Source organism: Aeromonas sp. QDB39 (assembly GCF_027707585.1).
Lineage (GTDB): Bacteria > Pseudomonadota > Gammaproteobacteria > Enterobacterales > Aeromonadaceae > Aeromonas > Aeromonas hydrophila.
Genome location: NZ_JAPCIV010000001.1, coordinates 155,466 through 181,713, shown reverse-complemented (window position 1 = coordinate 181,713; position 26,248 = coordinate 155,466). Strand labels below are relative to the sequence as shown.

Here is a 26,248-nt window from a genome sequence, read left to right as displayed (position 1 = left end):
AGGCGCGTTTGCGATCGAGTGAGCCTCATATTCGTTCTGAATATCGCATTATTTTAATCATGTTCTTCGGGGAAATTGACGTTTGACAGGATGCAATCCGCCCCTGCCTGCAGGGATCTCACCGCCCGCACGGGCCTTTCGTCGTGGGCTTCGCGCGCTGGGACTGAGCCTCTGTCTGCTGCTGTTCGTCACGCCCGCCATGGCGGCCAAACTCACCTATCAGATCAAGGGACTGAAGGGGGAGAACAAGGACAACGTCGAGGCCTACCTCAACGCCCTGCCGGTCTATCAGGAGCGCCAGTACCGTCCGGCCCGCGCCAAGATCACCGAGAGCGTGCAAAAGGCGCTGCAGGTCTATGGCTACTATCAGCCCAAGATCACCCTGAGCCGCGACAAGAAGGCGCCCGCCAAAGTGATCATCGAGGTGGAGCCGGGCAAGCCGGTCATCATCTCCCGTCTCGACATCCTGCTGGAAGGGGATGCCAGCAGCGACGAGCTCTACAGCGAGCTGTTGGACAAGCTGCCCCTGAAAGAGGGGGACCCCCTCAACCACGGCAAATACGAATCCATCAAGGCGGATCTGGGCAGTCTGGGGCTGGCCCGCGGCTACTTCGACGCCAAGATCAGCAAGAGCCAGGTCAAGGTGTTCCCGGATCAGGGCACCGCCGAGATCTACATCCTGTTTCGCTCCGGCCCGCGCTACCACTTCGGCGAGATCCACTACGACGCCACGCCGGAGGCGCTGCGCCTCATCCGCCCGCTCATCAACATCAAGAGCGGCGCCCCCTATCTGGCGATCCGGCTGGCGGAGATGTCGCAGGATGTCTCCTCCACCAAGCTGTTCAAGCAGGTGGACATCAAGCCGCTCATCAGCCAGGCCGAGGGCAACCGGGTGCCGGTGCAGGTGACCCTCTCCAACCGGGTCGATCACGAGATTGAAACGGGTATCGGCTATGCCACCGACGTGGGGCCGCGCATGAGCGCCACCTGGGAGAAGCCCTGGGTCAACCGCTACGGTCACCGGCTCAACGCCACCGCGAAGGTCTCCCAGCCCGAGGCCGAGCTCAGCTTCGACTACCAGATCCCGGTGGGCAACCCGCTGCGGGACTACTACTCGCTGCAGGCCGGTTATCAATACAAGGACAACAACGATACCCGCTCCGACCTGACCACCCTCAGCGTGCACCGCTGGAAGCGGCGGCCGGAGAGCTGGGACCGGGACGTGTTCATCCGGCTGGAGAACGAGATCTATACCCAGGGCGCCGACGAGGGCAACAGCTTGCTGCTGATCCCCGGCGTCTCCTGGTCGCGGCTGCGGGTGCGCGGCGGTCTGGTGCCCGACTGGGGCGATCGCCAGCAGCTCACCCTGGAGTTTTCCGATCCCTATTGGGGCTCCGACATCAGCTTCGTGCGGGTGTGGGGGCGCAGCAAGTGGCTGCGTACCCTGGGGGAGGATCACCGCTTCCTGCTGCGGGCTGAACAGGGGGCCATCATAGGGGACAGCTTCTCGCTGGTGCCGCCTTCGCTGCGCTTCTTTACCGGTGGTGACCAGACGGTGCGCGGCTACGGCTACGAGACCATCTCGCCGCGCGGCAGCGACGGCAAGCTGCTGGGGGGTCGCTACGTGAGCGTCGCCAGTGCCGAGTACAACTACCGCTTCAGCGACAAGTGGCTGGGGGCCCTGTTCGTGGACAGCGGTACCGCCACGGTCGACTATAGCGAGGCCTGGAAGATAGGCACCGGGGTTGGCGTGCGCTGGGTGACCCCCATCGGTCAGGTCAGGCTCGATCTGGCGGTGGGCATTTCCGAGGAGGAGAAGCCGCTGCGACTCCACTTCGCGCTGGGGCCTGAACTATGATCCGGCCACGCTCCACTCCTCTCATCTTCTGTTCTCCTGACCGGCCGCTGCGGCTGCATCTTTCGCGGGGGTCTGCACTGTGATCTGGGTAAAACGTATTTTTCTCTGGCTGATGGGGCTCATCTTCCTGCTGCTCATCGGTGTCAGCCTGCTGGGCTTCACCCATCAGGGCAACAAGTGGCTGTGGCAGCAGGCCAGGGCCGCCCTGCCTTCCCTCAAGGGGGAGCTGGTGGCGGGCCAGCTCGGCTATGGCTGGACCCTGGAAGGGGTCGGCTGGCAGGACGAGCTGGTGGACGTCACGGTAGATCGCGCCGTGCTGGACTGGGATCTGGGCAAGCTGCTGCAGGGCAAGCTCTGGATCAAATCCCTTAACGTCACCCACCCGGTGGTCAAGGTCGCCGACTCCGAACCGACCCCGGAAGAGCCGTCAGAGCCCTTCGTCTGGCACCCGCTGCCCCTGAAAATTCAGGTCGACAGCCTCCAGGTGGCGGATCTCGATGTGACGGTGCCCGGGGTGGGGGTGAGCCTCAAGTCCCTCGACATAGGCGCCACCCTCAGCCGCAAGGGGCTGATCGTGCAGGGGCCCGTGCTGGATGGCCTCAAGGTGACCCTGGCCGAGACGCCGGCCACCGAGGCTGCCAAACCGGCTGCCGCCAAGGCAAGCTCCCAAGACAAGGCTGCGGCCAAGTCGCCTGTCACCGCCAAGGCGAAGCCGGCGGATGAGAGCAAGGCGCAGCAGGCAACCAAGGCAGCCCCCATCGCGCTGCCCGCCATCCGGCTGCCTTTCCCCATCCAGCTGGAAGGATTGCAGGTCACGGCGTTTCGCTATCAGCAGGGTGAATTGATTGAAGGGCTCGACAAGCTGCTGCTGTCGGCCAGTGCCGAGGGGAGCGACATCGCGCTGCGCGAGCTCTCCCTGCGCCACGCCATGGCGGATCTGGCGCTCAAGGGCAAGATCCAGCTCAAAGACGATTATCCGCTGGCCCTGACCCTGGATGCCAAGGCCCGCAAGGGGCTGCTGGATGGCGAGCTGCAGGGGCAACAGGCCAGCCTGACCCTCGGCGGTTCGGTGGGCAAGCTGGCATTGTCGCTGCAGGCCAAGGGACAGGTGGCCGCCAGCCTCAAGGGGTCTCTGGCGGCCCTCGACCCCGACTTGCCCTTTGATGCGGGGCTGGAGTGGAAGAGCCTGGGCTGGCCGCTGCACAAGCCTGCCAAAGATGAGCCCAGCTACCGGCTGGACAAGGGCAGTTTGAGTGCCAAGGGCAAGCTCTCCGGCTACCAGTTTGCCTTGAATACCGCCGGCAAGGGCACGGACGTGCCCCCCTTCAAGCTGGCGCTGACGGGCAAGGGGGATCTGACGCAGCTGAACCAGATCAACCTGCTGCTCAACGCCCTCAAGGGGGAGCTCAAGCTGGACGGCAAGCTCGCCTGGGACAAGGGGGTACGCTGGCAGGGCACCACGGAATTCAAGGGGATCAACCCGGCCGAGCTGGTGCCCGAGCTCAAGGGGGCGCTGGCGGGCAAGATTGCCAGCCGTTTCGAGCTCGATGAGGCGGGCCACTGGCAACTGCAACTGCCCGAGCTGAAGGTGGATGGCAAGCTCAACCAGTATCCGCTGGCCATCAAGGGCAGCGCGAGCGGCAACGACAAGATGGAGTGGACCATCCCGGCGCTGGCGCTGCAAAGCGGCCCCAACCAGCTGCAGGCCAAGGGCAGCCTGAGCCAGCAGGCGTGGAAACTGGATGCGGATCTCAATGCCCCCAACCTGGCCGGGCTCTACCCCGGCCTCAAGGGGGACATCAAGGGGCAGGTGCGCCTGACCGGCAATCAGCAGGCACCACGGGTCACCACCGAGCTGGCTGCCAGCCGCCTCTATTATGCCGGCACCGATCTGAAGGGGATCGCCATCAAGGGCAATGCCCTGGTCGGTGACAAGCCGGCAGGGGAAGTGGCCCTGACGGTGGCCAGCCTGGTACAGGGGGCGACCAGCCTCAGCCAGCTGGCGCTCAATCTGAGCGGCGATCTCAACCAGCACGCCCTGTCGCTCACCATGAAGGGCGACCCGGTGGCGGCCAACCTCAAGTTGAGCGGCGGTCTGCGCGGGGATCGTTGGCGCGGTGCCCTCAGCGAGCTCAAGTTGAAGACACCGCTGCGGCGCTGGGAGCTGAGCGCGCCCTGGGCCCTCGACCTCGACCTGCCGCGTCAGCGGCTGACCATGGGGGATCTCTGCCTCGGCTCCCAGGGGGCCAGCCTCTGCGTCAAGGGCAGCCAGGTATCGGCCCAGCAGGGCAGCCTGGAGTTTGCCCTCAACCAGTTCGACCTCAAGCGTCTGCGGCCCTGGCTGCCGGACAACTTCCGCTGGCAGGCGGTGCTCTCTGCCGACGGGCGGGCCAGCTGGCGCGGCAATCAGCCGACCCTGCACGCCACCGTGCGCACCACGCCGGGCACTTTTGTGGCCGACGAGCTCAAGACCGACTATCAGCGCCTCGAGCTCGGGGTGGACTTCGAGCGCCAGCAGGCGGCGATCCGGCTCGACTTTGCCTCCGAGCAGATCGGCAACATCGATACCAAGCTCTATATCCGGGATCCGTCCGGTCGCGGCAATCTCTCCGGCCAGCTCAAGTTTGACGACCTCAAGCTGACCACCTTCGCCCCGCTCATCCCCGAGGTGCGCTCCCTGCAGGGGGTCATCTCGGCCGATGCCCGCTTCGACGGTACCCTGGCCTCGCCGCTGCTGTTTGGTCAGCTCAACCTGCTGGATGGGGAGGTGCAGACCCACTCCGACATGGTGACCCTCTCCAAGCTGGTGACCCGCCTCAAGATTGAAGGCAACCGGGCCGAACTGGACGGCACCATGCTGGTGGGCAAGGGGCCGTTGGCACTGGGGGGCTGGCTGAGCTGGGCACAGCTGCCGGTCACCGGCAGCCTCACCATCCAGGGCAAGGAGCTGGAAGCCCAGTATCCTGGCATGGGCCGGGTGCGGGTCTCCCCGGACATTGCCATCTCGCTGGGGGAGGAGACCCGGATCACCGGTCAGGTCGACATCCCCTGGGCGCGGATCCTGGTCAAGAGCCTGCCCGAGAGCGCGGTGGCGGTGTCGGACGACGTGACCGTGGTCTACGACGATCTGCCGCCGGTGCCCAAGGCGGCGCCGCTGCCGATGGCGATCAAGCTGGCCATCCGGCTGGGTGACGACGTGCGGCTGGAGGCGATGGGGCTCAAGACCAAGGTGGGGGGCGGCATCAACATCCGCCAGGATCCCTCGCGGCCGCTGGCGGGCAATGGCCAGCTGGTGCTCAACGACGGGCGCTTCAAGGCCTATGGCCAGAACCTCATCATCAAGGATGGCCGCATCCTCTTCTCCGGCCCCCTCGATCAGCCGTTCCTCAACATAGAGGCGTATCGGGATCCCGATACCATCGAGGACAAGGTGACGGTGGGGGTGCGGGTGACCGGACCGGCCAGCAAGCCCAAGATCACCGTCTATTCGGAGCCGCAGCTGGCCCAGTCCGAGCAGCTCTCCTACTTGCTGCGCGGCAAGGGGCTGCAGACCAGCGGCGAGGATGGCGGCTTCAACGGCCTGCTGGTGGCGGGCGCGGTCAGCCAGGCCAACGGCGTGGTCTCCAGTCTGGGGGAATCCCTCGGCATGAGCGACGTGGCCCTCGACACTGCCGGCAGTGGCGACAACACCCAGGTGACCCTGTCGGCCTACCTGCTGCCGGGGCTGCAGTTCCAGTACGGGGTCGGGGTGTTCAGCCCCATCGCCGAGTTCAAGCTGCGCTACGAGCTGATGCCCAGGCTCTACCTGCAGGCCATGAGCGGGGTGGCCCAGGCGGTGGATATCTTCTATCGCTTCACCCTGTAGCGGGCAGGAAGAGACAAAAACGGGAGGCACAAGCCTCCCGTTTTTATTGGTGGCATTGATGCGGCTGATGCTGATGTTGATGAACAGAGAGGGGATGCTGAAAAGCGAAAACCCGGCGCGAGGCCGGGTTTTCTTGAATGATGGTGGAGGGAGAAGGATTCGAACCTTCGAAGGCAGAGCCGTCAGATTTACAGTCTGATCCCTTTGGCCGCTCGGGAACCCCTCCACGGGGTATTGCCAATTTTGTTCACGACGGGTGCCGTGACTGCACTTGAAATGGTGGAGGGAGAAGGATTCGAACCTTCGAAGGCAGAGCCGTCAGATTTACAGTCTGATCCCTTTGGCCACTCGGGAACCCCTCCACAAGTGCGAGGCGCATACTAACAGATCTGCCGGGGTTGTGAACCCCTTGGCGGGATTTTTCCTGCTTAAAGGATCGGATTTGCGGCCGATAAAGGATGAAACCACCGTTTCCAAGAGTTATCTCATGCTACCCAGCGCCATTCGTGAGCAGTGGCTGGTGGACGAGGCCCAGCTGGGGCAACGTCTCAACCAGGATCTCCAGCACGGAGACAGGGCTGACTTTCGCCTGCATCTGGCCCTGCTGACCGATGCGGTGGAAGAGCAGCCCTGGTTCGATCCCAGGCAGCCAGCAAAGGGTGAGAGCCGGGTCTGGCGCAGCCGCTTTGAGCTGCCGCCAGCCACGCCCTTGCAGGGCAGTGCAAACGATGAAGAGGCCGCTCTGCTCAACGAGCGGCTGCAACAGGGGGGCTCCATGGTGGATGTGCGGCTCTGGCTGGCGCTGCGCTCACCGCCGCTGCTCGGCGCCCCGCCTGCGCTGGAGCCCGCCGTCTATGACAACCTCTCGCCGCTTGGACGGGAGCGCTGGCAGGGCAAGCTGGCGGATCAGCCCAGACGCGACGATCCCCTGCTGATGCTGCCGATCCTCGATACGCTCAAGGCGGGGGTGGATGCCAGGCTGTACTGGCTCAGTGGTTGCTGAAGGCGACAAACGCCGGCATTCGGACAGCAAAAAGGCGGGGAGATCCCGCCTTTGTCGTTTCTGGTTGTGCCGTGGCGCAGTTTAGGCGTCGGCTTCATCCTCTTGCGGCACTTCCTTGCCAGCCGCTGCGGCGCGACGGGCGATGGGTTTCTCGGTGTGGCGGTTGATCTGGCGCTCCAGCTTTTGCCCCAGTTCGGTGATGGCGGCGTACAAGTCCTCATGTTCTGCCTGGGCAAACAGCTTGCCGTTGGGGATGCCAGCAGTGGCTTCAACGATGAACATCAGACGCTCTTTGGAGACAATCACATGGGGTGTGATAAGAGGCACCTGAAGACGCTCGAGCTTGTCAAAACGGGATTCAATGCGCTCGCGGATAGCCGGGGTGATGTCGATGATTTTGCTGGTAATTTCGATTTTCATATTGGCCCCCTTCGGGTCGTCTTGCTTGTGTCTTCACCTTCAGATTACTCATGGCTGAACATTAAAATGTGATCTATGTCACGAACTGTGGCCTTGCTTCCGAGGGGAGGAATAAATTGTGATCTTTTCCCGTTCTGCACCAAAAAGCGCTTGAGCTCCACGAAACTGGCAGGCAGTATGGAGAAACTTGGATCGTTTCTGTCCCTTCGTGGCAGCGCCGCATGTCGACCTCATGTCCGGTTTTCACCGCTTAGTCTCGCATCTTTTGCACTTTCTCCCCGCACCGCCCTTGCCGACGTGCGCGCTGTGAATGTGGGCGCTGCCAAGTCGTCAGGGGCTTGAACGTGGTTGTTGTGGTGTTGGAGTAGTACATGAAACAGCAGGCCACTCAGATGATGTGGTTTTATGATCGGCAACACGCCCAGTGGAGTCTGTCCGATCATGCCTCCTACCAGCTCTGGCAAGGAGAGGGGCCTCACCCCTGGTTCGGGCAATTGGCGGCAGATGACGAGGCCGGCTTTGCCGACTTTCTCGCCAGGCTTTACCACTCACAGCAACCGGCCCAGTTCATCGGTCACCTCTGCGAGGAGGGTGGCGAGGTGCGCCATGTGCTCTGGAGCGGCCAGTACGTGCCGGCCCAGCAGATGTGCTGCGGCTGGATTGCACCGCTCGACACCACCCGCAGCACCCAGCTGCCTGCCGACCTCTCCCAGCAACTGCCGTTGCTGCAAGACCCCTTGTTGACCCAGCTGGCGCAGGCGCTCTCTGCCAGAACCGGGCTCGATTTCTTCAATACTCTGGTCAATCAGCTCGCCCACATCCTGGTGGCGGACGCGGTCTGGCTGGCGGAGCGCACCGGCGGCGGACGGCTCAAGGTGCTGGCTTGCCATGGCATCGACCTCAAGGAGTACGAACTCGACGGCATGCCCTGCCAGCAGGTCTATCTGGCGGGGCAGGCCTGCGTCATTCCCCTGGCGAACGATCTGCCCTCCTGTACCGGTTTCAAAGGGGGGCAGGGTTACTACGGCCTGCCGCTGTGTGATCGCAACGGCCAGATCCTGGGTCACCTGGCGCTGATCTTCTCCGATCAGAGCGCGATCCCCAATCTGGGGTCGGTGCTGACCACCTTCTCCATGCGCATGGTGGCGGAGCTGGAGCGGCTGCAGAGCGATGCCCAGCTGCGCCTGTCGGCCGTGGCGTTTGAAACCCATGAAGGGATCATCATCACCGACCCCGATTTCAAGATTTTGCGGGTCAACCACGCCTTCAGCCAGATCACCGGCTTTGACAGCCAGCGGGTGATCGGCCTGCATCTGGGCAACGATCTCTGGTGCGGGCTGGGGGGACTTGGCTACGAGCTCGGCACCCTGAGCCGCTGGCAGGGGGAGACCCAACGGCTGCACGCGGATGGCTACCCCTATCCGCAGTGGGAGATAGTCACCCCGGTGCAGGATGACAGGGGGGAGATCAGCCACTTCGTCATCTGTTTCGAGGATATCTCCGAGCGCAAGGAGGCCGAGCGCCGCATCCAGGATCTCGCCTATTACGACGAGCTGACCGGCCTGCCCAACCGCCGCCAGCTGCACGAAACCCTGGCCCACGCCTTTGGCGAGGCGAGCCGCGACTATTTGATCGGCGCCTTGCTGTTCATCGATCTGGATCACTTCAAGACCATCAACGACTCTCTCGGCCACGCCACCGGCGACTGGTTGCTCAAGGAGGTCGCCAGCCGGCTCAAGCGGCTGGTACGGCAAGGGGATTGTCTGGCGCGACTCGGCGGCGACGAGTTCGTGCTGCTGCTGCCCTCGCTCTCGGCGAGCCCCCCCCAGGCGGAAATGCAGGCCGACCTCATTGCCGAGCGGCTCATCAGCGAGATTGCGGCCCCCTACAACCATGCGGGCCAGGTGCTGCACATCGGCGCCAGCGTCGGCATCACCCTCTTCCCCGGTCGGGAGCAAGGGGTGGACGATCTGCTCAAGCAGGCGGACACCGCCATGTATCAGGCCAAGTCGGCCGGTCGCAAGACCCGGCGCTTCTTCGATGCCTCCATGCAGTTGCAGGCGGATCGCCGGCTGCTCATTCACAACGAGCTGCGTAGCGCCCTTGACCAGCAGGAGCTGACCCTCTACTACCAGCCCCAGCACATGGTGGAGGGGGGCGACATCATCGGCGTCGAGGCGCTGATCCGCTGGCAGCCGCCAGGCCGGGCTCTGGTGTCGCCCGCCGAGTTCATTCCCATCGCCGAGGAGACGGACCTTATCGTCGACATCGGCAACTGGGTGTTGTACGAGGCCTGCGCCCAGTACGTGCGCTGGGAGGAGAACGGCATCCACATCCCGCAGCTGTCGGTCAACGTCAGTGCCAAGCAGTTTCACGCCACCGACTTTGTCGATCGGATCCACGACGTGCTGGCCTCCACCGGCATGGATCCCGCCAGCTTGAATCTGGAGATCACCGAGTCCGTGGTGCTGGGGCACGCTGAAGACACCATCAGCAAGATGAGCGAGCTCAAGGCGCTCGGCATCAGCTTTGCCATCGATGACTTCGGCGCCGGTTACTCCTCCCTGAGCTACCTCAAGCGGTTGCCGGCGGACGAGCTCAAGATCGACCGCTCCTTCATCCAGGACATCCCGCGCGATGGCGACAACATGGCCATCGTCGAGGCGGTGATCGCCATGGCGCGCCACATGGGCTTCAACGTGACGGCGGAAGGGGTGGAGTCGCGCCAGCAGCTGGAGTTTCTGCAGGCCCAGGGCTGTCACTTCTACCAGGGCTACCTGGCTTCCAAGCCGCTGCCGGTGCCTTATCTGGAGCGCTACGTGCAGCGTCTTGCCCGTAGCGAAAGCCCGCTGGCCGGGGGTAAAAATAGTCTCGCCGGCGAGCTGTAGCCCCTCGGGTTAACGGGTAGAATGAGGGAATATGACACCACCGCCAACGGGCGGTGGCATTGCCTCTCAATGGAGACGTCTCTCGTGAAAGCCGTGCAGGGAATCATTTTATCGGCGCTGTGTGTGCCGGGGCTGCTGACGCAGGTTGCGGCGCAGACTCTGGAACAATCTCTCTATCGCCAGGCTTATGACGCGGTGCGGGCCGACGATCAGGCCCGTTTTCGGCAAATTCGCGCCCGTTTGACCCATTATCCGCTGCTACCCTATCTCGATTACTACCAGTTGGCCTTTCGGCCGGGGGCGGCGGAGTATGACGACGTGACCCGCTTCATCCGCGAGCACGGCGACACCCCCCAATCCAACCGGCTGGAGCGCAGTTACCTCACCTATCTGGCCCAGAGCCAGCAGTGGTCTCAGTTCCTGCGCTTCTATCCGGCCAAGCCGAACTCCACCGACCTGCTCTGCATGCACTATCAGGCGCGCTACTACACCGGCCAGCAGAGCCAGGCACTGCAGGAGGCGGGCAAGCTCTGGCTGAGTGGCCAGTCTCGCCCCGATGCCTGCGATCCCCTGTTTCAGCTCTGGCAGCAGGCCGGCTTGCGCACCCAGGAGAAGATCTGGACCCGCATGACCTTGGCCTTCGAGGCGGAGAACCCGAACCTTATCCGCCACCTCGGCGCTCAGCTTGGCAGCGGCATGAAGGCGTACGGGGATCAGATGATTACCCTGTTCGAGCAGCCCGCCAAGGCGATGAACACAGCCTATTTCACTACCGCCGCCCCCTCCAAAAAGTTGCTGCTGCTGGGGCTGGCCCGCTATGCCAACCAGCAGCCGGAAGCGGTGCTGGGTCAACTCGGCTATCTGCGCTCGCGTTTTGCGCTGAGCGCGGCCGAGCTCAAACCGGTGGAGCGGGCGGTGGCCAGACGGTTGCTGCTGGACCGTTCAACCGCCCAGCGCAACTGGCTGGATGCTACCGTAGTGCGCCAGGCCGACCCGGATCTGCTGGAGCTGCGGGCCCGGCTCGCCATCTGGGAGCAGGACTGGAAAGGACTCTCCGGCTGGGTCAAGCGGATGCCCATGGCCCTGCAGAAGGAGGATCGCTGGCGCTACTGGCTGGCGCGCTCGCTGGAGGTACAGGGCCAGCAAAAACCGGCACGGGATCTCTATCTGGAGACCGCCAATCTGCGCGGCTTCTACGGCTTCATGGCGGCGCAGCGCAGCGGCGTGCCCTATCGGATGAAGAATCAGAGCGTGGCGAAGAAGGTGCCGGACTGGCGCACCGCCAGCAGTCGCTGGCCCTTCCTGCTGCGGGTGCGCGAGTTGCTCGACATGAACGAGATCACGGCGGCGCGGGCGGAGTGGATCCACAACATGGATCGCAATCCGGTGGCCCAGCGCCTCGAGTTCGGCCACATCGCCCTCAACCAGGGCTGGCATGAACTGGCCATTCTGGCCAGCATCCGGGCCGAGGCCTGGGATGCCCTTGATTTACGCTTCCCGCTGCCGCTCAAGCACACCTTCTCCCAGATGGCGCAGGAGCGGACCATGAACACCAGCCTGCTCTACGCCATTTCCCGTCAGGAGAGTGCGCTCTACCCGCTGGCACAGTCGCCGGTCGGGGCGAGGGGACTGATGCAGCTGATGCCGACTACCGCCAAGGAGACGGCCAGCAAGCTGGGGGTGCCCTATCGCAACGAACAGCAGTTGTTTGATCCTGCCATGAACATCCGCCTTGGCAGCGCCTATCTCAAGCGGCTGCTGGATGTGTACGACGGCAACCGGATCCTGGCGGCGGCGGCCTACAACGCCGGCCCCGGCCGGGTCAAACGTTGGCGCGATCAGAGTGCGGACAAGCCGATGGATGTCTGGGTCGAGAGCATCCCCTACAAGGAAACGCGCAACTATGTGCAGAACGTGCTGTCGTTCGATCTCATCTATCAGCACAAGCTGCAGCAGCCGCTGCGCTTCATGTCCGAGCGCGAGCTGAGTCACGCTTATTGAGACGGCTGCCGCCCTGGCGGCAGCCGGATTCCCATTCCCTCCCCAAAATGGTTATTATCCCATAAGGTTTTGTTACAAAAGGAAACCTGCCAGGTGATCGGGCGCCATCTCTTGGTCTGGCAGGTTCGTTATAATCGCCCGTTCAACACAGACAGGCTCCCCCAACAAAGGAATTGATAGTGGCAACGATTAAAGACGTTTCCCGGTTGGCTAATGTGTCCATTTCAACTGTGTCGCGAGTCATCAACAACACGGCGCAGGTGGCACCAGAAAAGCGTGAGGCCGTCATGGCGGCCATGAAGGAACTCAATTTTCGTCCCAACAGCTTTGCCCAGGCGCTGGTCAGCAAGCGCTCCAACTGCATCGGTGTGCTGGTGGGGGATCTGTGTGGTGGCCCCTTCTTCGCCCAGATGATGCGCGGCATCGAGAGCGTGGTGGACAAGGCGGACAAGTTCACCATTGTCATGTCCGGCAATCACGACGAGGTGCGCGAGCGTCACGCCATCCAGGCGCTGCTGCAGCGCCAGTGCGATGCGCTGATCCTGCACAGCAAGGCGCTGCCCGACGAGGAGCTGAGCGAGCTGGTGGCGGGCAGTACCCCGGTGGTCTTCATCAACCGCCAGGTACCGGGCGCCGAAGATCGCTGCGTCTGGCTGGACAACCAGGCCGGCATCACCACCGCCTGCCAGCACCTGCTGGATGCGGGCCATCACAAGATTGCCTTCGTCACCTCGGACGATGAAGAGTTCGTCGATGGCCAGCAGCGGATGGCGGGGTATCATCACGCCTTGAAGCGAGCCGGCATTGCTATTGATCCTGCCCTCATCGGCCGCGCCTTTGCCGACGAGAACGGCGGTTACGTGGCGATGGGCGAGCTGCTGGATCGGGGGGTTGAGTTTACCGCCGTGCTCGGTTTCAACGACGCCATGGTGGCGGGGGCCATCTCCTGTCTGCTGGAGCGGGGATACAAGATCCCGCAGCAGATCTCGGTGGTGGGCTTCGATGACATTCCCTATGCCCGCTATATCTATCCCAAGCTGACCACGGTGCGTTACCCCATCGAAGAGATGGGCGGCCGGGCTGCCGAGCTGGCGCTGAGCCTGCTGGATCACAAGCCGGCCGAGGGGCTGGAGCTCAAGTTCGAGGCCGAGCTGGTCAGACGGGAATCCGTTGCCTGAGTAGCCGACATTGGCCCTGAATGGGCCAATGTCGCTCCCCTATTTTGCGGAAAAATTGAAAGCGTTTTCAGAAATCCTTTTCAACTGTGATCCGCTTCAAAGCTTTTTGGACTGCCTGCCACTAGCATAGGCCCCACGAATTAGGAGCCTGCGCTCCCGATTTTCCCGCTGTGGGAGGTAACTGGTTAATCCAGCTATTTCCTTCGTTACTTTCGACGGTCATCATGGATGGCCGTTTTTTTTTGCCAGGATTTTGTAATGACAACAAAGAGTGAATACCAGACGGGGATCGTGGGCGCTGGCTGGCTGGGGTTGCCGCTGGCCCGGGTGCTGCAGGCCGAGGGTCGCCAGGTGGCGGTGACGGTCAGCTCGGCCCAGAAAGCCGCGCAGCTGACCGCAGAGGGGCTGCAGGCCTGGCCGCTGCAACTGGGCACCGGGCTGACCGCCCTGCCGTTTCGCTGCCGCGAGCTGGTGATCTGCGTGCCGCCGAGCAAGGTTGAGGATTACCCGGCCGCCATCGGGCGGGTGGCCGAGCTGGCGCGGGCCGCCGGTGTGCAGCGGTTGTTGTTCGTGAGTGCCACCTCGGTCTGGGCACCGGGGCAGGGGGAGGATGAACACCCCATGCCTGCCCACGAGCGCGGGATGCGGATGCTGGCCGCCGAGCAGGCGGCGATGGGGGCTGGCATTCCCTGTGCCATGGTGCTGCGCCCGGCCGGGCTGTACGGGCCACAGCGTCATCCCGGCCGCTTCCTGGCGGGCAAAACCCTGGAAGGGGGCGGTCAGGCGGTGAACCTGGTGCACCTGGATGACGTGGTGGCCGCCTGTCAGCTGTTGCTGGCGCAGGGAAAGGATGGCGATGCCTACAACCTGAGCGCACCGGTGCACCCGCGCCGGGAGCAGTTCTATCCCTTTGCCGCACGTCAGCTTGGCCTGCCGGCCCCGGTCTTCATCGAGCCGGCCGGCCGGTTTCTCCCCGTCGAGGGGCTGCGCATCTGCGAGCAGCTCGGCTTTGTCTATCGCTGGCCCGATCCGGCGCACTGGTTTGCCGAGCTGGCGGCCCGGGGTCACTGAGCATTCCGCACTGTGCTATAGAGTGGGGCACAGGTGGCTCCAATGGGGTGGCGCGGCGGGCAATTGAGGTTTGCCAAGGGGGGGCTCGCCCCCTATCATGCCGCCATCCATACAGAGAGAGCGGTAAAGATGGTAGATACAAGACGTCACCCCGATGGGGAACTGTTGCTGAGAACCCTGGCAATGCCAGCCGATACCAACCCCAATGGCGATATCTTCGGGGGCTGGATCATGTCCCAGATGGATATAGGTGGGGGCATCATGGCCAAGGAGCTGGCAAAAGGACGTATTTGTACCGTATCCGTCGAGGGCATGACCTTTCACAGCCCGGTCAAGGTGGGCGACGTGGTGTGTTGCTACGGGCGCTGCTTGAAGATCGGTCGCAGCTCCATGCGGCTGAAGCTGGAGGTGTGGGTCAAGCCGGTGCTGCGTGAAAACGAGGCCCAGCGCTACTGCGTGACCGAAGGGATCTTCACCTATGTCGCCATCGACGAACAGGGAAAATCCCGTCCGGTACCGGTCTGATCCGGCTCAGATAAGCCGGGCGTTGATGATGGATATTTCCTGCTCAAACCCGGTTTTTTGCCGTATCATGCGTTCCAGCATCTCTTCCGAGCCGACGCACTGCTGGGTGTCGAACAGGCAGAGATCGCACTGGGGATCCCGTCTGATCTGATAGACGGTGGAAAGCTCCACTTGATGACAATTTCCTTGTTGATCATAAAATGTCACGCGGTACTGGTGCTGTCTCGCCATCGTTGAATTCCTTCTGGATGAGCCGGGCCGGACACGAGCTATCAGCCTAGTCGGCAGCGATGACATTTGTGATGGTCAGGACACAATGCAGAGGCAGGTGGTTGTTAGCCAATGAAAAATAGTTATCGCATTCTGGGTACGTCGCTGCTGACGTTGGGACTGGTCGGCTGTTTCGAGGTGCCGGATCAGGATCACCTGGTCACGGCGCAGGGCATCATTCCCGGCGCCAACTGCCAGAAGCCGCCGCTGGTGGCACTGGCCTCCACCGCCTTGCCACGCGAGTTCGGCATTACCGTCTGGAATCTCTACAAGGGTCAGCGTAAAAACTGGCGCGAGGGGCTGGACGAGTATGCCAAATCCCAGGATCTGGTACTGCTGCAGGAGTCGGCGACCCGCCCCGACATGCTGGAATGGCTGAAGGCCGGTGATTTTCAGTGGCAGCAATTGCAAGCCTTTACTCAGGGCGGCGTCTCCTTCGGCGTGATGACAGTCGCCAAGACGCCACAGGCGTTCGTGTGCGGCGTGCGCTCACCCGAACCGCTGCTGCGCATCCCCAAATCCGGTCTGGTCAGCCTCTACCCCTTGCAGGGGGATCCTGACGGCGTGCTGGTGGTGAACCTGCATGCGGTGAATTTCGAGCTGGGGATGGCGACCTTTCGCGAGCAGCTCAACGATCTGACCGCCCTCATCCATCGCCATCAGGGCCCGGTCATTCTGGCCGGGGATTTCAACACCTGGAGCGACAAGCGCGAATTCTGGCTGAACAAGCTGGTGGGCGAACTGGGGCTGCAGGAGGCGATCCCGGTGCCGGATCTGCGCCGGACCGCGTTCGGCCGACCGCTCGATCACCTCTACTACCGCAACCTGGACCTGGTGGAAGTGAGCAGCCCGGCGACCGATGCGTCGGATCACAACCCCATCATGGCCCGTTTTGCGGCTCAGGCCATCACCCCCTGAATCCGTACTGGCCACCAGGGTGGCCTGTTCCAGATAAAAAAATACCCCGCTTTTGGCGGGGTATTTTTTTATGAAGCGATGAACGATCAGCTGTTGTTCTTCACGAACAGGGTCAGCTCCTGACCCGGCTTGAGGTAATCGCTCTTGCCCAGCTGATTCCAGCGCATCACATCCATCACGGCAACCTGAAAACGGGCTGCGATAGAGGAGAGGGAATCGCCACGGCGCACCTGATAGACCATGGACTTGTTGCTGCTCTTGCCCTGCTTGGGCCAGACCACCAGCTTCATGCCCGGCTTCAAGGCCGACTTGGCGTTGAGACCGTTCCACTTGGCCAGCTCGTCATGGGTAACCCCGTGCGCCTGGCTGATGCTCCACAGATTGTCACCGGCACGCACCTTGTACTGGATCTTGCCGGCACTGCGGCTGGCGAGCTGCTGTGGCTTGCTCTGGGCGCTCTGACTGACCACCGGCTTGCTGCCGCTGGTCGGGATCATCAGGGTCTGGCCGCGGCGCAGGTGGTTGCCACTCAGGTTGTTGGCCAGCTTGAGCTGCTGCACGCTCACCCCGTGATTCTGGGCGATGCGAGAGAGGGTGTCGCCGCTGGTGACCTGATAGGAGCGGGTGCGGATGCGCTCGCTCTGGGGCAGATCGGCCAGGGCCAGCTCCAGGGTATCGGCATACTCGACCGGTACCAGCAGGCGATAGGGCCCCTTGGGTGAGGTCGACCAGCGCGTCAGGGCCGGATTGACCTCTTTCAGCTGAGCCGGACGCAGGCCTGCCAGCTGGGCAGCCACGTTCAGATCGATCTGGCCGCCGGTGTTGACCACCCGCAGCTGAGGCTTGTTGGCCAGCACCGGCAAGGTGACATTGTACTTGTCCGCGTTGCGGATCATGTCGGCCATGGCCAGGATCTTGGGCACATACATCCGGGTTTCGCGGGGCAGATCGAGTGACCAGTAGTCGGTCGGTCGGCCTGCCTTCTGATTGCGGGTGATGGCGTTGCGCACCCGTCCTTCACCGGCATTGTAAGCCGCCAGCGTCTGCAGCCAGTCGCCGTCGAAGAAACGGTTCAGGTACTCCAGATAATCCAGCGCGGCGTTGGTGGAGGCCAGTACATCGCGGCGGCCGTCGTACCAGTTGTCGTGGCGCAGGCCGAAGTTCTTGCCGGTCGCAGGAACGAACTGCCACAGACCCACCGCATTGCTGCGGGAACGGGCGTGGGGATCGAACATGCTCTCAATCATGGGGATGGTAATAAGCTCCATTGGCAGCTCACGCCGTTCGATTTCCTCTACCATCAGATACAGGTAGGGCTCAGCCCGGCTGGCAATGGTCGCCAGATGCTTATCATTGCGCAACAACCAATCACGCTGCTGGCGGACACGGTCGTTCTCCTGCGGATCAAACTGCATATCATCGCTGATACGCACCCACAGGTTATCGGTGTCATCCAGTTCGTCGATCTGTTCGTCTCCGAACAGGAAGCGCGCCGAATGTTTTTTATACGCTTTTTTGTTGACTTGGGGGGACTTGATCGGCTCGATTGCCGTTAGCGCCCGGTCATCCTGATGGCTCAGGTTTTGGCAGCCGCTGAGAAACAGCGCCGCCAATAAGGCCGTTCGTACCTTCATCTCGCTCAGGTCATCTTTAGGAAAAACAGCTCGCATCATAAGGGGCAATGGCCCCCTGATCAAGGTTTGTTCAAAAAACGTCCTTCCAGGATCGCAGCACGGTGAAGGTATCCTCTGGATTTTCCAAGCATTTTAAGGCGTGTTTCTCAGCAGAAAATTTCACGGAATCCTGTTCGCATCGCAGAAAAACGTTGAACTCCCGCTCATCCCCCAGCCGTGATGGCAGACTCGGCAGACCCTGCTGGCGCAGCTTGCTGATCAGCCCGATCCGCTGCTGGATCGCCTGGTTGTCCGGCTCGGCCGCGTAGGCGAAGCGCAGGTTGGAGAGGGTGTACTCATGGGCACAATAAATGAGGGTATCGTCGGGCAGGGCGGCGAGCCGCTGCAATGAGGCGTGCATCTGGGCCGGGGTGCCTTCGAACAGGCGGCCGCAACCTGCACTGAAGAGGGTATCGCCACAAAACAGCATGCCATGGCCGTAATAGGCGATGTGGCCATGGGTATGGCCGGGCACATGGATCACCTCAAGGCTCAGGCCATGCCAGTTGATCTGATCCCCGTCATCGAGCCACTGGCCGTGATGAGCGGGCATGGGGTCAAGTTTGGGACCATAGAGTCTTGCATGGGGGAAATGGCCGAGCAGGGCGGTGACGCCTCCCACATGATCGTGGTGGTGATGGGTCAGCAGGATCGCGTCGAGCTGCAGCTCCAGTGCGGCCAGCCGCTCCAGCACGGGTTCGGCATCGCCCGGGTCGACGACCAGACAGTGATTTTCGTGTCGGATCAACCAGATGTAGTTGTCGTTAAAGGCAGGAACTGTGATCACTGGATACATGAGTCTGCTTCTCTTTATGGAGGGTATCTTATATAACTGGATGGCGTTCGAACCCCAAGTTGAGCCCTATTATGCAGGTGGCACGTACCGAACAACAAATCGAGATCCCGACCAGCTGGTCGGCACTGCCCATGGGGGACTGGGTAGCGGCCGAGATCCAGGAGCGGCTCGACAGCTGGTGCCCACATCTGTTTGGTTATCATCTGCTTAAAGTCGGGGCACTGAGCGCCGAACTCTCCTGCGGCTGCTCTTCCATTCGCCACCAGATAGGGGTTGCCCCCAGCGGCAGACTGCTGGATCTCAAGGGCGACCCACTGGCCCTGCCGGTGCGCACCGGCAGCGTGGATGCCTGCCTGCTGGCCCACTGTCTCGACTTTTCGCCCGATCCCCACCAGGTGCTGCGCGAGGCTGAGCGGGTGCTGACCGACGATGGCTGGCTCATCGTCAGTGGCTACAATCCGCTCAGCCTGGTCGGCATCGGCCACTGCCTGCCTTTCCTGCGTCAACATCTGCCCTGGTCGGCCCGCATGTTCACTCCGGCGCGGGTCACCGACTGGCTGCAGCTGCTCGGGTGTGAAGTGATGTTTGACGAGCGCTTTGGCTACTCGTTCATGGGCAAGCAGAGCCGGATCGGCTGGTGGCGGGAGAGTGTGGGGCGGGATTATTGCAGGCCGTTTGCGTCCGTCTACGTGATAGCGGCGCGCAAACGGCGCTTTCCGTTGACGCCGGTACGCCGCCGCTGGCGCTTGCCCGAGTCGATTGCGACGCCGGGCATGGCGCGTCAGGGCTGGTAGCCTGTCTCGGGCGCCCTGGCTGGCGAGCGACCCTGACGGGTGAGACTGACCGGGATCAGGGCTGGTAGCCGGTATCCTCTGCCAGCTGCTTGCCACTGGCGGCCTCGCGGGCCAGCTCGTCACAGCGTTCGTTTTCCGGGTGACCGGAGTGCCCCTTGACCCAGAGCCATTCGATCTGATGGCGCGCCACTTCCGCATCCAGCGCCTGCCAGAGATCGACGTTCTTGACCGGCTGACGGCTGGCTGTCACCCATCCTTTCTTCTTCCAGCCGATGATCCACTGGGTGATCCCCTGGCGCACATACTGGCTGTCGGTGGTGAGTCTGACCTGGCAGGGCTCGTTCAGGGTGCGCAGCCCCATGATGGCGGCCATCAGCTCCATCCGGTTGTTGGTGGTGAGGCGAAAACCGCCGGCGAGCTCCTTGCGGTGCTTGCCATAGACCATGACGGCACCATAGCCGCCAGGGCCCGGGTTGCCGAGACAGGAACCATCCGTATACAAATCGATCTTTTTTAGCATGAGTCTTGGGGTAAACTAGCGGGTAAAGCCGAAGTTTGACATAGATTGGATCATGAACACACCCCAACTGAATCGCCAGATCATTCTGGATACTGAAACCACAGGTATGAACACCGCCGGTGGCCCTGTCTATCTGGGACACCGCATCATCGAGATCGGCTGTGTGGAGGTGATCAACCGCAAGCTGACCGGTAACCACTTCCACGTCTACATCAAGCCGGATCGGCTTGTGGACCCCGAGGCCATCCAGGTGCACGGCATCACCGACGAGTTCCTGCGTGACAAGCCGTCGTTCAGCCAGATAGCCGACGAGTTCATCGAGTTCATCCGCGGTGCCGAGCTGATTGCCCACAACGCGCCGTTTGACGTGAGCTTCATGGACTATGAGTTCGGCAAGCTCGGCCTCAATTTCAAGACTGCCGACATCTGCGGCATCACGGATACCCTGGCGATGGCGCGGGACCTGTTTCCGGGCAAGCGCAACAACCTCGACGTGCTGTGCGATCGCTACGGCATCGACAACTCGCACCGTACCCTGCACGGGGCTTTGCTCGATGCGGAGATCCTGGCGGACGTCTACCTGCTGATGACGGGTGGCCAGACCAAGTTGAATCTGGCTACCGAGAGCAGTGAAAATGAGAGCAATCAGGACACCAGTATCCGCCGGTTGGAGAGCAATCGCCCACCGCTCAAGGTGATCCGTGCCAGTGCCGAGATTGAGGCGGTGCACGAAGCGCGGCTGGATCTGGTGCAGAAAAAAGGAGGAGCCTGCCTGTGGCGGCAATGAGCAAGCTATGGAGCGGCCTGCTGTTATTGGCCTCGCTGACTGCCTCGGCCAACGAGGTGTTTGCCCCCTCCGACATTCCCCTGCTCGACAATCGCTTTCGCATTGATTACGGGGTGAAAGAGATCACCTTCATCGTGACGCGCAAGCCGGGCACCCCGTCGGTGATCCTGGTGCGTCCGGACGGCAGCAAGCTCTATGTGGGCAAGGTGACGCCCCCCGATGTGGGCTGGCTGGCGCTCAAGGATCAGGATCTCATCACCATCCGCGATCCCATGCCGGGCCCCTGGCAGGCCATCGGTGAGGTGGATCCGGACAACCGGGTGCGCCTGCTGTCGAACATCAGGCTGGAAACCGATCAACTGCCGACCCAGCTCTATCAGGGGGAAAGGGTCAAGCTCAAGTCCTGGCTGCTGATCGACGATGCACCGCCCAAGGCGGGCTATTACCTGACCGACCTTGGCATGACGGTGCGATTGCAACGTTTCAATGATGCCAAGCAGGAGGGTGAGCCCATCGTTGACGAAGTGCTCGGCCACTATCGTGACGATGGCAAGGGGCTTGATGAGGTGCCGGGTGACGGCATCATGACCGCCGAGGCGGTGCTGGATGTGGCTGCGGGAAAATACCGGGCCATGTACAGCACGGGCAATCAGGTGTTCTCCCGCGCTCGCTATCAGGACGTGCTGATCTACCCGTTGCCGGTCAACTATACCCTGGCGCCTCCCTCGCAGGAGTTTGGCGCCAAGCTCTCCTTCCTGATCGATGCCGATGAGCTGGATCCGGCCTCCGTGGTCATTGAGGGCAAGGCGACCAACACGGTGGGAGCCAGCATGGCGTTCAATGCGGTGGCGACCGAACCCCGGGTGGAAGTGGATCTCTCCGCCATCAAGGAGGTTGGCCAGTATGAGGTGAACGCCACCCTGTTTGGCACGACCCGGCTGGGCCGCGAGATCCAGGTCACGCTGCCGGTGAAATCGTTCAATATCTTCCCGGTGCTGGCGGCTGAGCCATCGGCGGCCTCTGCGGCTTCTGAAACCTCGGCGGCAGTGCCCAACCAGGTGAAATTCGAGGAAAAACAGAGCAGCGGTTGGCTGATCTGGTTGCTGGGTGGGGTCGGCATCCTGCTGGTCTTGCTGGGGGGCGTCGGTTTCATCTTGCTGCAAAAGCGGCGGGCACTGAAAAAAGCGATGGCGGCGCAGAAAGCCGAGAGCGAAAGCGCCAAGCCGGAAGCCAAGCTGGATCTGAACCTGCCTGAACAATAACCGGGTAACCACATGAAAAAGCCGCCCATCGAGGCGGCTTTGTTATTTATGGGAGAGCAGGTTAGCAGCAACCCTTCAGCATCAATGTTCCCCGACGTAGATGTCCTTGTGTTGATCGCGGATCTCGAGGAACTTGTCGAGGTTGGCCAGCATCAGTTCTACCAACTGGGGATCGAAGTGCTGACCTTTCTCCTCCTGGATCAGCGCCAGCACCTTGTCCAGCGGCCAGGCCTTTTTGTAGCAGCGATCCGAGCCGAGCGCATCAAACACGTCGGCCAGCGCCACTACCCGCCCTTCCAGCGGAATGGCATCACCTTTGAGGCCACGGGGATAGCCGCTGCCATTCCACTTTTCATGGTGGTTGCCGGCGATGGTGGCGCCAATCTGGAACAGCGCCAGATCGCTGCCGGAGAGCATGTCTTGTCCCAGCTGGGCGTGGGTCTTCATGATCTCCCACTCCTCGGGGGTCAGCTTGCCCGGTTTGTGGAGGATGGCGTCGGGGATGCCCACCTTGCCGATGTCGTGCAGCGGGGAGGCGCGCTTGATGAGCTCGCTCTGCTCCTCGCTCATGCCAAGCAACTGGCAGAACAGCTCGGTGTAGAGGGCGACCCGTTTCACGTGCAGGCCGGACTCCTTGGAGCGGGTCTCCACCAGCTCGCCGATCCGATAGATGATCTCGCGCTGGTTGTCGGCGATGACCTCGTTGAGCCGGATGTTCTCCAGCGCCACTATGATGTTTTCGGTAAACAGGCTGAGCAGCCCCATGTCCATCTGGCTGAGCTGACGAGTGGTCTCGATATGAAACAGCAGGTGATGACGGGGGTTCTGGCAGTAGAGCACCATCTGGTTGCCATCATAGACGTTGGCACGATTGGCCATGGCCTGGCGCAGAATAAAGGGTGCATCCGCCAGTCGCAGTGACGGGTGGCCCGGCAGCAGGGGCTCCAGAATTTGATCCCGCACTTCGTAGGCGAACTGCTTCACGTCGTAGATTTGCGACTCTTCCAGACTGAGCAGGGCCCCGAGCTGTTCCTGAGCCCCTTCAACAAACTGGCGCAGCGCCCGTTTCTCGAAGATCCCCTTGGAGGCCTCGATGACTTTTTCCAGCCCCTGGCGATTGCTCTCCAGCGTACGGATGTCGCGGTATGAACGCAGACTGGCCCGCAGCAGGGTGCGCAGCTTCTGGGAGGTGAGCTCGGTCTTGTCCTTGTAGTCGTTGATGTCGTAGTTGGTGACCACGTCATCTTCCGGGGCCTGACCGGGTTGGCCGGTACGCAGCACGATGCGCACCATCTTGTTTTGCAGATCCTCGCGCACGAATTTGACCACATCGAGGCCGGCGTGATCGACCTCCATGACCACGTCCAGCAGCAACAGTGCTACGTCCGGGGTCTTGGCGAGCAACTCCCTAGCCTGGGCGGCTGAATAGCATGCAAAAATTCAATGGGTCTATTATCGAATTCAAACTTGCTCAGGGTGATCTTGGTGATGCGATGAACCTCGGGTTCATCGTCCACAATCATCACCTTCCATCCAGCCTGCTGGTCATCGAGAAGGGGCAGATCGTCATCGTCAATAATCAGGATTTGGTCATCCATCATGCAATCCTGTTTGGGATCCTGTGCTTACATTAACTGCTTCACTAAGGATAGGAAACTTATTGAGAAATAAAATTTGATCTGTGAAATCTCTTTGTCGTCATCCTGTTCCAGCCCCATAAAAAAACGCCTCCACATGGGAGGCGTTTGACTATCTATGTGTCTGTCAGGCGGCTCTGTGATAGGCCGATGGCTCGAACAGTGCCTTGTTGGCCACCAGGTCGATGGGATCAAAATCATCGACGTTGATGGTGTGCAGGCGGCTCTCTTCGGCGCGGCGCAGCAGGTCCGCTTCGGTCTGGTTGAGTACTCCCTGCGCCAGGCCGATCTCTGCTACCTTGTCCAGTTGCATAAACGGACGCTTGATACCGTCAGCCTTGCATACTTTCTCAAACAGCGGTTCGGCAGAGAGCACATCGTCCAGCGCCTGCTCCAGCAGGCCGAAGGGGTTGCCCTCTTCGCGGGTGAGATATTGCCCCTGGGCCAGACGGCTGCGGGTTTCGCTCGGGGTCTGCAGCAGGCGGGCGACCTGGCTGTCCAGCTTGTCGCTCGGGCGCTTCAGGTCGCGACCCAGCGGCAGCACTATGACGCGCAGAGCCAGGCCAATCCAGCGATTCGGGAAGTTGCGCAGCAACTCGTCGATGGCTTCCTGGGCCTTGAACAGGGCATCTTGCAGCGCCCAGTGCAGCAGCGGCAGGTCGGCGTGCTGACGACCCTCATCCTGATAGCGCTTGAGGGCGCTGGAGGCCAGATAGAGCTGGCTCAGTACATCGCCAAGACGAGCGGAGACCCGCTCCTTGCGCTTGAGCTCGCCACCCAGGGTGCCCATCGCCATGTCTGACAGGAAGGCCAGGTTGGCAGAGAGGCGGGAGAGCTGCTGGTAGTAGCCCTTGGTCTGATCCTTGAACGGCGCGGCGGCGAAGCGAGCTCCGGTTAACCCTAACCAGAAGCTGCGCACCAGATTGCTGATGGCAAAGCCGACGTGGCTGAACATCGCCTTGTCGAAGTCCTTGAGAGCCTGCTCCTGATCCGGGTGGCTGGCGGCCAGCATCTCCGGCAGCACGTACGGGTGGCAGCGGATGGCGCCCTGACCGTAGATGATCATGCTGCGGGTCAGGATGTTGGCCCCTTCGACCGTGACGGCGATGGGGGCACCCTGATAGCCGCGGGCCAGATAGTTGTTGGGGCCCATGCAGATGGCCTTGCCGCCGTGGATGTCCATGGCATCGATGATGCACTTCTGGGCGCGGTCGGTGAGGTGGTATTTGACGATGGCAGAGATGACCGAGGGTTTCTCGCCGAGGTCGATACCGGTCACGGTCAGGTTGGCGGCGGCCCCCATGATGTAGGCGTTGCCACCGAGACGGGCCAGCGGCTCTTCAATCCCTTCCATTTTGCCGATGGGCAGCTTGAACTGGCGACGGATACGGCTGTAGGCGCCGGTCGCCAGGGCCAGCATCTTGACGCCGCCGGTGCTGTTGGAAGGCAGGGTGATGCCGCGCCCGACTGACAGACACTCCACCAGCATGCGCCAGCCCTGACCGGCCATGGCCGGGCCGCCGATGATGAAGTCGAGCGGGACGAATACGTCCTTGCCGCGGGTCGGACCGTTCTGGAACGGCACGTTGAGCGGGAAGTGGCGGCGGCCGATGTCGACCCCCTTGATGTGGGTCGGAATGAGGGCGCAGGTGATGCCGAGCTCTTCTTCGTCACCCAGCAGGTGATCCGGGTCGCGCAGTTTGAAGGCCAGACCCAGCACGGTCGCGATGGGGGCCAGGGTGATGTAGCGCTTGTTCCAGGTGAGGCGCATGCCGAGCACCTCTTCTCCTTCCCATTCACCCTTGGCGATGATGCCGAAGTCGGGGATGGAGCCGGCGTCAGAACCCGCTTCCGGACTGGTGAGGGCGAAGCAGGGGATCTCCTTGCCGACCGCCAGACGGGGCAGGTAGTAATCCTTCTGCTCGTCGGTGCCATAGTGTTGCAGCAGCTCGCCCGGGCCCAGCGAGTTGGGTACGCCGACGGTGGAGGCCAGCACGGCGCTGGCGCCGCACAGCTTTTGCAGCACGCAGGATTGGGCATAGGCAGAGAATTCCAGCCCGCCATATTTCTTCTTGATGATCATGGCGAAGAACTTGTGGTCCTTCAGGTATTGCCACACTTCGGGAGAGAGGTCGGCTCGCTCGTGGGTCACTTCCCAGTCGTTGACCATGCGGCACACTTCTTCAACCGGACCGTCCATAAACGCCTGCTCTTCGGCAGACAGCGTGCTGACCGGAATGGCGTGCAGCTTCTTCCAGTTCGGGTTGCCGGCAAACAGGTCTGCTTCCCACCAGGTGGTGCCCGCTTCAATGGCCTCTTTTTCGGTGCGGGACATCTCCGGCATGATGGATTTGTAGAGCTTGAACAACGGTTTGGTCAGCTGGTTGCGACGAAAATCCACCAAGTTGAGGGGGATGGCGATCACGGCAAACAGCGCCCAGACCAGCAGGGGGACGTGGCCATAGAGGGTGCCGACAATCAGGGCTGCCGCGGTGGCAAGCGTGGAGGTGAACAGAGACGCCCGGCGATAAGCCATGGCGCCGATCACCAGGATCACTCCGAGCAGAGTGAGGGTCGTCGTCATTTTTCGCTCCTTGCATGAGTTGCCGAAGTTGGGTGAATATGGTTGAACTGATCCAGAGGTCTGACCTGTTGGATATGGTCCCTGTTGTAATTCATACGCACAAACTTATCAAGCTGTTTACAAGCTTGTTACCTTGGCTCTGTGATCGGCATAACGTCCTGCAGAGGGGCGCGTGACGGGCAGGGGGCGACTCCGGGA

Annotated in this window: 19 protein-coding genes, 2 tRNA genes and 1 pseudogene; 13 read left to right on the top strand and 9 right to left on the bottom strand. The window is 62.0% G+C overall.

Annotation, left to right across the window (positions count from 1 at the left end; genetic code table 11):
- Window positions 1-82: 82 nt before the first annotated feature.
- Both tamA and tamB read left to right on the top strand, forming a co-directional pair.
- Complete coding sequence (gene tamA / locus PG899_RS00810; protein ID WP_077095574.1) at window positions 83-1,858, top strand: autotransporter assembly complex protein TamA; 1,776 nt, start codon at window positions 83-85, stop codon at window positions 1,856-1,858.
- A gap of 79 nt (window positions 1,859-1,937) precedes the next feature.
- A complete protein-coding gene (tamB, locus tag PG899_RS00805) occupies window positions 1,938-5,723 on the top strand; it encodes an autotransporter assembly complex protein TamB (RefSeq protein ID WP_190283648.1) in 3,786 nt (1,261 codons plus the stop codon).
- Between the two features lie 141 nt (window positions 5,724-5,864).
- Here the strand turns inward: tamB and PG899_RS00800 are convergent.
- Window positions 5,865-5,949 (bottom strand) — tRNA-Tyr (locus PG899_RS00800).
- A gap of 51 nt (window positions 5,950-6,000) precedes the next feature.
- Window positions 6,001-6,085 (bottom strand) — tRNA-Tyr (locus PG899_RS00795).
- A gap of 125 nt (window positions 6,086-6,210) precedes the next feature.
- On the opposite strand from PG899_RS00795, the gene PG899_RS00790 reads away from it, so the two are divergent.
- Entirely contained in the window at window positions 6,211-6,726 is a 516-nt protein-coding gene (locus PG899_RS00790) for a VC2046/SO_2500 family protein (protein WP_077095606.1), read from the top strand.
- Window positions 6,727-6,807: 81 nt separating this feature from the next.
- Here PG899_RS00790 and hpf read toward each other — a convergent pair whose 3' ends face one another.
- Entirely contained in the window at window positions 6,808-7,146 is a 339-nt protein-coding gene (hpf, locus tag PG899_RS00785; protein ID WP_016350234.1) for a ribosome hibernation-promoting factor, HPF/YfiA family, read from the bottom strand.
- A gap of 371 nt (window positions 7,147-7,517) precedes the next feature.
- On the opposite strand from hpf, the gene PG899_RS00780 reads away from it, so the two are divergent.
- The 5 genes from PG899_RS00780 (at window position 7,518) to yciA (ending at window position 14,809) form a co-directional block, all read left to right on the top strand.
- Window positions 7,518-10,034: a putative bifunctional diguanylate cyclase/phosphodiesterase gene (locus tag PG899_RS00780; protein ID WP_077095572.1), complete on the top strand. Its 2,517-nt coding sequence runs from the start codon at window positions 7,518-7,520 to the stop codon at window positions 10,032-10,034.
- 84 nt (window positions 10,035-10,118) lie between these two features.
- Entirely contained in the window at window positions 10,119-12,035 is a 1,917-nt protein-coding gene (locus PG899_RS00775; protein ID WP_077095571.1) for a transglycosylase SLT domain-containing protein, read from the top strand.
- Between the two features lie 179 nt (window positions 12,036-12,214).
- Window positions 12,215-13,213 carry a LacI family DNA-binding transcriptional regulator gene (locus tag PG899_RS00770; RefSeq protein ID WP_190283647.1) on the top strand — a complete coding sequence of 333 codons (999 nt, stop codon included), beginning with the start codon at window positions 12,215-12,217 and terminating at the stop codon, window positions 13,211-13,213.
- A gap of 258 nt (window positions 13,214-13,471) precedes the next feature.
- Window positions 13,472-14,284 (top strand): NAD-dependent epimerase/dehydratase family protein, encoded by an 813-nt coding sequence (locus PG899_RS00765; protein WP_077095569.1) that lies wholly within the window; start codon window positions 13,472-13,474, stop codon window positions 14,282-14,284.
- Between the two features lie 129 nt (window positions 14,285-14,413).
- The gene (gene yciA, locus PG899_RS00760) at window positions 14,414-14,809 is read left to right on the top strand and encodes an acyl-CoA thioester hydrolase YciA (protein WP_005299258.1); all 396 of its coding nucleotides are present in this window, start codon (window positions 14,414-14,416) and stop codon (window positions 14,807-14,809) included.
- Between the two features lie 6 nt (window positions 14,810-14,815).
- On the opposite strand, the gene PG899_RS00755 is transcribed toward yciA, so the two are convergent.
- On the bottom strand, window positions 14,816-15,040 hold the full coding sequence (locus PG899_RS00755) for a hypothetical protein (protein WP_005299261.1): 225 nt from the start codon (window positions 15,038-15,040) through the stop codon (window positions 14,816-14,818).
- 111 nt (window positions 15,041-15,151) lie between these two features.
- Here PG899_RS00755 and PG899_RS00750 point away from each other — a divergent pair, with 111 nt between their 5' ends.
- Window positions 15,152-15,997 (top strand): endonuclease/exonuclease/phosphatase family protein, encoded by an 846-nt coding sequence (locus PG899_RS00750; protein WP_016350239.1) that lies wholly within the window; start codon window positions 15,152-15,154, stop codon window positions 15,995-15,997.
- A gap of 86 nt (window positions 15,998-16,083) precedes the next feature.
- Here PG899_RS00750 and PG899_RS00745 read toward each other — a convergent pair whose 3' ends face one another.
- On the bottom strand, window positions 16,084-17,631 hold the full coding sequence (locus PG899_RS00745; protein WP_011705461.1) for a LysM peptidoglycan-binding domain-containing protein: 1,548 nt from the start codon (window positions 17,629-17,631) through the stop codon (window positions 16,084-16,086).
- A 70-nt stretch (window positions 17,632-17,701) separates the two neighbouring features.
- On the bottom strand, window positions 17,702-18,466 hold the full coding sequence (gene gloB / locus PG899_RS00740; RefSeq protein WP_077095566.1) for a hydroxyacylglutathione hydrolase: 765 nt from the start codon (window positions 18,464-18,466) through the stop codon (window positions 17,702-17,704).
- 71 nt (window positions 18,467-18,537) lie between these two features.
- Here gloB and PG899_RS00735 point away from each other — a divergent pair, with 71 nt between their 5' ends.
- Entirely contained in the window at window positions 18,538-19,260 is a 723-nt protein-coding gene (locus tag PG899_RS00735; protein WP_016350242.1) for a class I SAM-dependent methyltransferase, read from the top strand.
- A gap of 55 nt (window positions 19,261-19,315) precedes the next feature.
- Here PG899_RS00735 and rnhA read toward each other — a convergent pair whose 3' ends face one another.
- On the bottom strand, window positions 19,316-19,780 hold the full coding sequence (gene rnhA / locus PG899_RS00730; RefSeq protein ID WP_011705464.1) for a ribonuclease HI: 465 nt from the start codon (window positions 19,778-19,780) through the stop codon (window positions 19,316-19,318).
- Between the two features lie 52 nt (window positions 19,781-19,832).
- Between rnhA and dnaQ the strand changes: the two genes are divergently transcribed.
- On the top strand, window positions 19,833-20,567 hold the full coding sequence (dnaQ, locus tag PG899_RS00725; RefSeq protein ID WP_011705465.1) for a DNA polymerase III subunit epsilon: 735 nt from the start codon (window positions 19,833-19,835) through the stop codon (window positions 20,565-20,567).
- Complete coding sequence (locus tag PG899_RS00720) at window positions 20,564-21,829, top strand: TIGR03503 family protein (RefSeq protein ID WP_077095565.1); 1,266 nt, start codon at window positions 20,564-20,566, stop codon at window positions 21,827-21,829. The genes dnaQ and PG899_RS00720 overlap by 4 nt, the downstream gene beginning before the upstream one ends.
- An 81-nt stretch (window positions 21,830-21,910) precedes the next feature.
- Here the strand turns inward: PG899_RS00720 and PG899_RS00715 are convergent.
- Window positions 21,911-23,352: pseudogene (locus tag PG899_RS00715) on the bottom strand (HD domain-containing phosphohydrolase).
- Here PG899_RS00715 and PG899_RS00710 point away from each other — a divergent pair.
- The gene (locus PG899_RS00710; protein ID WP_232105318.1) at window positions 23,260-23,463 is read left to right on the top strand and encodes a hypothetical protein; all 204 of its coding nucleotides are present in this window, start codon (window positions 23,260-23,262) and stop codon (window positions 23,461-23,463) included. The pseudogene PG899_RS00715 and the gene PG899_RS00710 sit on opposite strands and share 93 nt — an antisense overlap.
- A gap of 130 nt (window positions 23,464-23,593) precedes the next feature.
- Here the strand turns inward: PG899_RS00710 and fadE are convergent, their stop codons facing one another.
- Entirely contained in the window at window positions 23,594-26,050 is a 2,457-nt protein-coding gene (fadE, locus tag PG899_RS00705; protein WP_077095563.1) for an acyl-CoA dehydrogenase FadE, read from the bottom strand.
- Window positions 26,051-26,248: the final 198 nt, after the last annotated feature.